The organism is Staphylococcus argensis, from assembly GCF_002902305.1.
GTDB classification, from domain to species: Bacteria; Bacillota; Bacilli; order Staphylococcales; family Staphylococcaceae; genus Staphylococcus; species Staphylococcus argensis.
The window spans coordinates 246,690-255,249 of the sequence record NZ_PPPX01000011.1 but is presented as its reverse complement, the minus strand read 5'-3'; the positions used below and the strand labels follow the sequence as shown (position 1 = coordinate 255,249).

General features: G+C 41.7%; 8 protein-coding genes. 3 read left to right on the top strand and 5 right to left on the bottom strand.

What is annotated here, in order from left to right; all coding sequences use genetic code 11:
• Positions 1 to 734: 734 nt before the first annotated feature.
• The 4 genes from lrgB to CD039_RS08165 all read right to left on the bottom strand — a co-directional run bounded on the left by lrgB (position 735) and on the right by CD039_RS08165 (position 4,544).
• A complete protein-coding gene (gene lrgB / locus CD039_RS08180; RefSeq protein ID WP_002471025.1) occupies positions 735 to 1,442 on the bottom strand; it encodes an antiholin-like protein LrgB in 708 nt (235 codons plus the stop codon).
• Entirely contained in the window at positions 1,442 to 1,900 is a 459-nt protein-coding gene (gene lrgA / locus CD039_RS08175; protein WP_103371904.1) for an antiholin-like murein hydrolase modulator LrgA, read from the bottom strand. The genes lrgB and lrgA overlap by 1 nt, the downstream gene beginning before the upstream one ends.
• Before the next feature lie 120 nt (positions 1,901 to 2,020).
• Positions 2,021 to 2,788, bottom strand: coding sequence for a response regulator transcription factor LytR (locus tag CD039_RS08170; protein WP_103371903.1), 768 nt, complete (start codon positions 2,786 to 2,788; stop codon positions 2,021 to 2,023).
• Positions 2,769 to 4,544: a sensor histidine kinase gene (locus CD039_RS08165; protein WP_103371991.1), complete on the bottom strand. Its 1,776-nt coding sequence runs from the start codon at positions 4,542 to 4,544 to the stop codon at positions 2,769 to 2,771. Before CD039_RS08165 ends, CD039_RS08170 begins: the two co-directional genes overlap by 20 nt.
• A 420-nt stretch (positions 4,545 to 4,964) precedes the next feature.
• Between CD039_RS08165 and CD039_RS08160 the strand changes: the two genes are divergently transcribed.
• The 3 genes from CD039_RS08160 (at position 4,965) to CD039_RS08150 (ending at position 7,489) form a co-directional block, all read left to right on the top strand.
• The gene (locus tag CD039_RS08160) at positions 4,965 to 6,356 is read left to right on the top strand and encodes an MFS transporter (protein ID WP_103371902.1); all 1,392 of its coding nucleotides are present in this window, start codon (positions 4,965 to 4,967) and stop codon (positions 6,354 to 6,356) included.
• A 113-nt stretch (positions 6,357 to 6,469) separates the two neighbouring features.
• Entirely contained in the window at positions 6,470 to 6,892 is a 423-nt protein-coding gene (locus CD039_RS08155) for a DUF805 domain-containing protein (protein WP_103371901.1), read from the top strand.
• Positions 6,893 to 7,006: 114 nt separating this feature from the next.
• Complete coding sequence (locus tag CD039_RS08150; RefSeq protein ID WP_103371900.1) at positions 7,007 to 7,489, top strand: DUF1440 domain-containing protein; 483 nt, start codon at positions 7,007 to 7,009, stop codon at positions 7,487 to 7,489.
• A gap of 108 nt (positions 7,490 to 7,597) precedes the next feature.
• On the opposite strand, the gene yidC is transcribed toward CD039_RS08150, so the two are convergent.
• Positions 7,598 to 8,419, bottom strand: a complete 822-nt coding sequence (gene yidC, locus CD039_RS08145) for a membrane protein insertase YidC (RefSeq protein WP_103371899.1) — start codon at positions 8,417 to 8,419, stop codon at positions 7,598 to 7,600.
• Positions 8,420 to 8,560: the final 141 nt, after the last annotated feature.

Sequence of the window (8,560 nt, the reverse complement as noted above, 5' to 3'; positions counted from 1 at the left end):
AGGTGGGAGTAGGCGAGACTCTTGAGGGATTAAAGGTCACAGCGAAAATCCAGTTATAACGCGCAACAAGCGTTATTACTTAGTTGAGTGTTCACGGTAGTTGACTGAGTTAGAGAAGGCACCTTGCTTTCTCTAACTCTAGTCATCCTCGCGGGGGAAGCACTACGAAATCACAGATTTCTGTGCTTCTTCCCCTAAGAACGCGAGCCGTTCCTCCCACATCCAATACGCAGTAATGTATTAGAAGAAAACTTATTTTTCCTTGATATTCTAAAACTCGATTCACACTAAACATATGCTTAATAGAAACACTCTCTTCCTCGAAACACTAATCTTAAAACCAAAAAATAAATAGGGAGAGTGTGTTGGTTGTGGTTATGGAACATTTAGAATTGTAGGAAAGCATTAGAATACCTAGATACAATTGCAACACAAGTAAAAAGGAGGTGGTGCGACTCCCGAGGTATCAAGGGCACAGTGAAAATCCATTCATAACGCGCAACAAGCGTTATGAATTAGTTGAACGTGACCACCTGGGAAAGCGTCACCACCTCCCAATACGCAGTATTGCAAATTAGTATCAATACAATAATCCAACGAATACAAATTAGTACAAATACAATATTCCTACGAACACAAATTAGTACAACACACCATAATTCCACCCAACACAAAAAAAGCCCCAGGATGACACACATCCCAGAGCCAAACATTTTACCATACAACTAAGCGACTCAGACCAAGAACTGAGACAAGATCGGCGCCACAACAACAACTACAACACCCACAAGAACAAGCGCGATACTCGCCATAGACTCCTCAGTCTGACCAAAATCCTGCGCAGCCGCCACACCTAAAGAGTGACCACTCGTACCCATAGCCAAACCTCTCGCAATCGGGTTCGTAATTCTGAAGAAACGAATCATCTTCGTACCCAACGCATAGATGATAACCCCATTCAAGATACACGCAAGAGAAGTTAACTCTTTAATACCATGGATACCATCAGACACTGGCAACGCCACTGCAGTAGTAGCCGCTTGCGGCAACATAGAGTTGATGATTTGGTCAGAGAACAACGCAATCTTACCAATCAAGATGATCAGTACTAATGCGACCGTTGTACCCACAACCAAACTACCAAAGATTTGGAACCAATATTTTTTCAATACGTCACGTTTTTTATACAGTGGGATTGCGAAACACATCGTTGCTGGTTCTAAGAAGAAGTTAACGATGTCCCCACCAATTTTATAGTTTTCATAACTAATACCTGTAATTTTCAAGAATGCAATACCTACAACCATGCCGACGAATAATGGAGCTAATAAGAAGAATCCATTTGTCTTCTTAAAGAAGTACGCGGCAATCGTGAAAGGTACAACTGATAACAAGATACCAAAGTACGGTGTATGTACGATTAAATCTAGAATGTGTGCCATTATTTGTCATCCTCCTCACTCTTAGCTGCTTCCAACGTATCATCTGACTTTCTTGAGAATTTCATCAAGAGTTGAGAAGTGAAACCTGTACATAATAAGAGTAATAATGTTGAAATAATAATCAGTAAAATGATTAAGATCGGTTTCGAACTAATTACACCGAGTGAGTTAATTACAGAGATACCGGCTGGAACGAAGAATAATCCGATGTTATTCGTGAGCGCCGTACCTACCGTTTCAACTTGTCCTAATTTCACTATGCCAGTACATAAAGCGATGAAGAGTAATACCAAGCCAACAACTGAACCTGGCATCGGCACCGGGGAAATGCCTTCAATCACTTTAGAGATGAGCAAGATGATTCCTAGGATAGTAACTTGATGTAAGAAAGTGTACGTCTTACTTTCCTTATTTCGTGATGTTTGAGCTGTGTTATTATGAGATTTTGCAGTTGCCATCCATAACATCCTCCCTTTACTATTTCACCTCTATTATAAAAGACTAAAGGCGTTTTCAAGGGCTTTTCAGACTGAAATGCAATAACTGTGAGCCGAGTTGCATTAAACGCCAGGTGACTGTCAATCCAGCCCGAATTGCTGTTTAAATCGCTTCATATAGGAACGGCTAACTTGGAATTTCAAGTCGCGCGTCATCGTTAATTGGTACGTGTAGTTGAACCAATGATCGATGGTTTGAATATAGTTGCGGTTAATAATCGTCGCACGATGGATACGGATAAAACGCTTGTCGTTCAGCCGTTGTTCGTAATGACTTAAAGGTTGATTCGTTTCAAAATCGCCACTCGTTGTGTTAATCGTCGTAACACCGTTATTGACAGAAATCGCGATAATATCTGTCGTATTCAATAAATGGATGCGATCGTCCATTTCCACAGGGAGCTTGTCAAAGTCATAAGTCGCATTGTCTTTCGCGTCGCTTTCAATATCGTGATTGGCTGATGCAGTTTGATTAGGCGTTGTAGAAGTTGAAACGCGCGGCGTAATCTTCGCTAAAGCCTGTTCAATACGTGACCTCTCAAAGGGCTTGAGAATATAGTCTGTCGCGTTTAACTCAAAGGCTTTCACCGCAAAGGTATCATGTGCAGTCGCGAAGATGATATGAGGATGGTTCGCCATCTGATTGATCTTTGACGCCATGTCTAAACCGCTCTCATCCATCAAATTGATGTCGAGAAAGACGACATCATACGTATCGAACAAGAGCAGTTCAAGTGTTTCTTGAATTGTTTCAGCTTCAGATATTTGTTCGAAAGGTTGAATTTCTGTTAATAGATAGCGCAATTCATTGCGTGCTAAAGGTTCATCGTCAACGATGATAGCTTTCATGAGTGAGCGCCTCCTTGTGATGTTGGTATGGAATATCGCAATAGATACGTGTTCCTTTCTTATTAGAATCGAAATGCAGCTGTGCTTGATTGCCAAAGAGTCCAGTGAGTCTACGGTTTAAATTCTCGAGTGCACTGCCGGTACCCGATTCTGAACTCACACTACTTTTACCTAACTGTGGTAATTTCTCTTCAGGAATACCACGACCATTATCCGTCACACTTAAGCGCATGTGTTGAGACTTCGTCGATGTTTCAACGAGGACACGATTATCCTTTTTACGATGGGTAAAAGCATGTTTAATCGCGTTCTCCACTAGAATTTGAAGTACGAAAGGTGGGACGTTCGCGTGTTTCGTCTCAGGTGCGATCTTGAATTGAATGTTGAAGCGGTCAGGATAACGCGCTTGCTCAAGTGAAATGTACGCCTCAACTTGCTGGAGCTCTTGTTCTAATGTGATGATATTATCTCGCGCACCTTGCAAGTTAGAGCGGAAGAATTGGCTAAGTTGTAGCAACAAGTCTCGTGCTTTCTCACTGTTAATCCGTATCATCGCCGAAATCGTATTAATCGCGTTAAAGAAGAAGTGAGGATTAACTTGTGCTTGCAATGATTTAATTTCCGCATCTCTTAATAGCGCACTTTGCATTTCAGCTTGCCCTAGTTCGATTTGGCTAGAAAAGATTTCAGCTAAGCCCGACGCCATTTGTTTATCGGAAGTCGTAATCACTGTACGATCAGTAAAGTACAGCTTGAGTGTACCCGCTACTTCTTCACGTAAATAGAGCGGGACGACAATCGCTGCTTCTAAAGGGCAATTCGGATTATTACAACCAATATCTTCGCGTGAGTAGGCCTCCTTTAACGTCCCAGTGCGAATGGCTTCTTTAGACAAATTAGTGATAATGGCTTTCTGAGCAACATGGTGATCGCATCCTGCTCCGACATGTGTCAGAATATCGCGCCGGTTGGTGATTGCTACTGCAGATACCTGCATCAAATTCAGTATGATTTCAGCAGCTCGTTTCGCAGAGCGCTCATTTAACCCAGAACGGAAGTAGGGGAGCGTAGCGTTTGCCAGCTGTAACACGTCATGTGTTTGAATGGCGCGCGTCTCTTCTTCTTGGCGGATGGTTGAAAGGATGATTGATAGGAAAATGGCTGTACCTATAGAGTTAATCATAATCATCGGTATAGAGATAAAGCTAAACAGATTCCATGATAATTGCGGGTGATGTGAGAAGACGAGAATACAAAGCATTTGAATGACCTCGCTGACCACACCGACCAAAGCACCTTTCAACGCAGTCGGATACTGATGAGCCCGCATCGCTTTACGACCGAAATAGCCAGATAATAGCGCGATAAAGATAGATGAGATGAAATACGTATACGCATCAGCGCCTCCTATGTAGACGCGGACGAGACCAGAAATGATTCCGACCATCAACGCGACGTATGGTCCACCAACTAAACCTGACACCCCAATCGTTAACACACGCGTATTGGCCATTGACGCGTCGTGAGGCAAATGTTGATATAACGTTCCACTAATGATTTCATTTCCTCGAATTTGAATTCCTGTAAAGTTAGACAAGATAGAGAAACAACTGAAGATAAAGATGAGTTTCACCTTAGCGTGAAGTTGTTCTCGTTGATTCATAATATTTTTGAAATAATTGATGTTCATTAATATATAGGCGAGAAGAATAATCAAGCCCATGCGCTCAAGTAAGAGCATAAATAAGTTAAACATCGTGCCACCTGCCATGTTGTGATTACCTTTTATTATACTACATATCGGAGATATATAACAAAACTATATTAAATTATTTCACTATTGATGTAATTTTAAGATTAAAATTAGAATTTGTTCTTGTGTGAGATGTTAAAAATATTAGCCTTTTTTATATTTAAGTGTTATTTTAGAAATTAGCAAAACATCAAGATTACCAAAATAATTCCGAGCAACATATTATGAATGACGAAAAATGAAAAGATATAACGTCATCATCCGTTTGGTGAACATGAGCGTTTTGAGATTGTTGGAGCTACAGGTTGAACGAATGAATATTGTCGCGCAGAAGTGCGTGAATATCGCTGAGTCACTTAGTAGCACTAGCAGTTTCGAAACATTTTTATTTATTTTGGAAACTTTATAGGAGGCGAACTTGCAATGGATTCTGAACGAACCTTTAAGGGAGACAATCGATTGCTTTTAGGGATATTTCTCGGGGTGATTACATTCTGGCTCTTTGCCAATTCACTCGTGAATATTGTTCCAACATTACAACAATCATTTAACACGAAACTAGGAACGATTAATGCAGCAGTGAGTTTAACCGCATTACTGTGTGGTTTACTTGTCGTTGGTGCAGGCGGACTTGCCGATCGCTATGGCCGTATGAAATTAACGTATATCGGTTTGATCTTGAGTGTAATTGGTTCTGGACTGATTATTATTCCTGGATTTGCACCGCTATTAATTATTGGACGTGCAATTCAAGGTATATCCGGCGCATGTATTATGCCTGCTACACTAGCAATTATTAATACGTATTACATAGGCAAAGCGCGTCAACGTGCATTAACATATTGGTCCATTGGCTCTTGGGGCGGTTCAGGAATTTGTTCTGTCTTTGGTGGCTTTATGGCAACTTACGTAGGTTGGCGCTCTATTTTTATCATTTCTATCATTGTCGCATTGCTCAGTATGTTTCTAATCAAACATGCTCCTGAGACGAAAGCGCCGAAATCTGAGAAAGCTGCAGAGAGCAAGTTTGACTTTGTCGGTTTGATTCTACTCGTGATTGCAATGTTAAGTATCAACATGATTATCACACAAGCGTCAGATTACGGTTTCATGTCCGTGCTCATTATTAGTATGATTATCGTCTTTATTGTGTCCTTTATCGCATTTATTATTTGGGAACAGAAATATAACAATCCGTTGATCGACTTTGGTTTATTTAAACATAAAGGATATAGCGGAGCGACGATTTCTAACTTTTTACTCAACGCAGTATTTGGTACCACACTCGTGGCCAATACATATTTCCAATCCGGCTTGAATTTCAACTCATCCCAAGCAGGCTATATTACTTTGACCTACTTGATTTCAGTGCTCATTATGATTCCTATAGGTGAGAAAGTGCTGCAATCGATGGGGGCGAAACGTCCAATGATGATTGGTGCGTTGCTCAACGGTGTCGGCATCATCTTATTGATGCTCGTCTTCTTACCGCCAACATGGTACGTCGTTGTGAGTATCATCGGCTATCTCATTTACGGTACTGGTTTAGGTATGTACGCGACACCATCAACAGATACAGCCGTTTCCACAGCTCCAGATGACAAGGTGGGTGTAGCTTCCGGTGTGTACAAGATGGCTTCGTCATTAGGTAACTCATTCGGTCTGGCTATTTCAGGTACGTTGTTCTCAGTGATGGGTGATAGATTCAATATTCATCAAGGTATGGTATACGGCCTCGGTTTCAACGTCGTTTGTGCGTTGTTCGCGTTCATTTTAATCTGGGCTTTAGTACCGAAGAATCAGTTTAATCATTAAAGAGGTCTCGCAGCCTTAGGTAAAATGTGTGGAGATTATACGTGATTCGCTGTGTATGATATAGTGAAACACAACTCAAATGTTGGAGACGCTATTCTAGGAGTGAATAATGAATGTTAGAAGACTATAAAGCATTTTGGCAATACTATATTGATTTTAAAGGCGAGAGCACGCGACAAAACTTCTGGGTACCGATGATTATACATATTATAGTGGTATTTGTCGTCGCGTTACTCGGATTGATGAGCTTTCTTACAGGTGTCGTTGCACTCAGTGCCACTCTGTTTGCGCTCATCGGTTTATTCTTACTTGCTACAATAATACCGACTATCGCGTTAACGGTACGACGTTTCCACGATGCAGGTCGTACCACGCGTAGTGCACTCATCTTGATCATCGTAATGTTACTGAGTTGGTTTGCGTTCGACTTGAGTAGACATGATGCGTTAGCAATTGTCTTCGCGCTGATTATGCTGATTTGCTTTATCTTGTTGTTAATTACGACATTACGTCCAACAAAGCAGGATTCAAGGTGAATGATGAAACAATTCTAGTCGATCATACCTAGTGCTATCTATCACATATGCTTATAGTCATATTGAAAATGGGTAGATAATATAATGAATCCTGAGAAGATAGAGGTGTTTCAAATGGCAAATATATCAGTGAAACGTGTAGCACTCACTGGCATTGCAGGTGGCTTGTTGGCCGGTGCAGTGAAGATAGGTTGGGAGAGCCTATTCCCACCGCGCACGCCAGAACGAGAAGAAGAACCACCACCGGTTACTTTTTTGAAAAAAATCAATGTCTCAGATAAAGTGTTAGACTATCGCGTCGTTTATAATCGTAATCCTATTCCAGTGGCCGTAATGGGCGTACATTATGGATTTTCTGTCGCTAATGCCTTAGTCTACGCATTAATGGCCGAGCGTTGCACTTCAGTAACTAAAGGTTATGGTAGTGTATTTGGTATAGCAGTTCACGTGGTATTCCACGATGTGTTGCTACCGTTATTAAGACTTACGCCGAAACGTAAAGACTTACCACCACAAGAATTGGTTTCTGAATTCTTCGGTCACATCGTCTGGGCGAAGACGATTGAATTAGTAAGACGCGCAATTATAACGAAATAGAGATGTGTTGAAGCCAACTCGAGGGAAGTGAAGTTCCTGTCGGGTTGGCTTTTTTCGCGTAAAAAAGCTCTAAAATGAGACGAAATCATTTTAGAGCAAGAAAGGCATTTACTCATGGTGTTCTTCCTCGCTGAGGTGACCTGTACGCTGGGCGAGATCGCGTGCTTCTCGTCGCGCCTTTTTACCATAATATTGATGTGCAAAGTGAACTTGAATAATCAAGAACAAACCGCTAAACGTCCAATAAAGTCCGAGGGCAGAAGCGGAATGTAACGCCACGAAACTGATGAAGATCGGTGATGCGATCATCATGATGTAGTAGGGCGTCCGCTGACCTTTCGGATAGTGGATGAGGTTAGCGATCGGTTGGATGAAATAGATCACTGCTGCAATAATCGTGATGAAGATTTCAGGCTCTGTTAAGTTGAACCATAAGAAGCGCGGATGCGCATTGATGCCACCTGCAGATGGATATTTCAATACTGCGATTAAAGCGAACAGCAATGGAATTTGAACGAGTATCGGTAAGCAACCGAGCATACTCTTCCATGGGCTGATACCAAACTGTTTGTAGGTCGTGACGAGCTCTTGGTGTGCGTTGTTCTTCTCTTCTAGGTCTTCGGCGTTTTTGATGCGAGATTTAATCTTGTCGATCTTCGGTTTGATGATGTTGGTTTTTTCGCGCATCATGTGTAGATTCTTCGTTTGCATGACCATGAATGGGAGTAGGATGATTCTGACGATGAGTACGATGGTGATGATTGCGAAGCCGTAGTTGCCGTTGTATAGGTGGCCTAGGCTGTGCAGTAGGTGGTCTAGGGGACTGACGAAGGTGTTGTAGAAGAAGCCGGTGCGGTCTTCTGGATTTTGATAGTTGCATCCTATGAGTAGGATGAGGGTTGTGATGAGTAGTAACCATTTTTTGTGCATATGGCTGGGCCTCCGGGTTAGTTTGTTTGTCTTCTCACTCACTGTATCATAGGAGGTGGGTTTATTAAAATGTATCGTGGGATTTTAGTGGGAATGTGGTGTGTTGTGACTAATTTGTGTTCGTAGGAATGTAGTATGTTG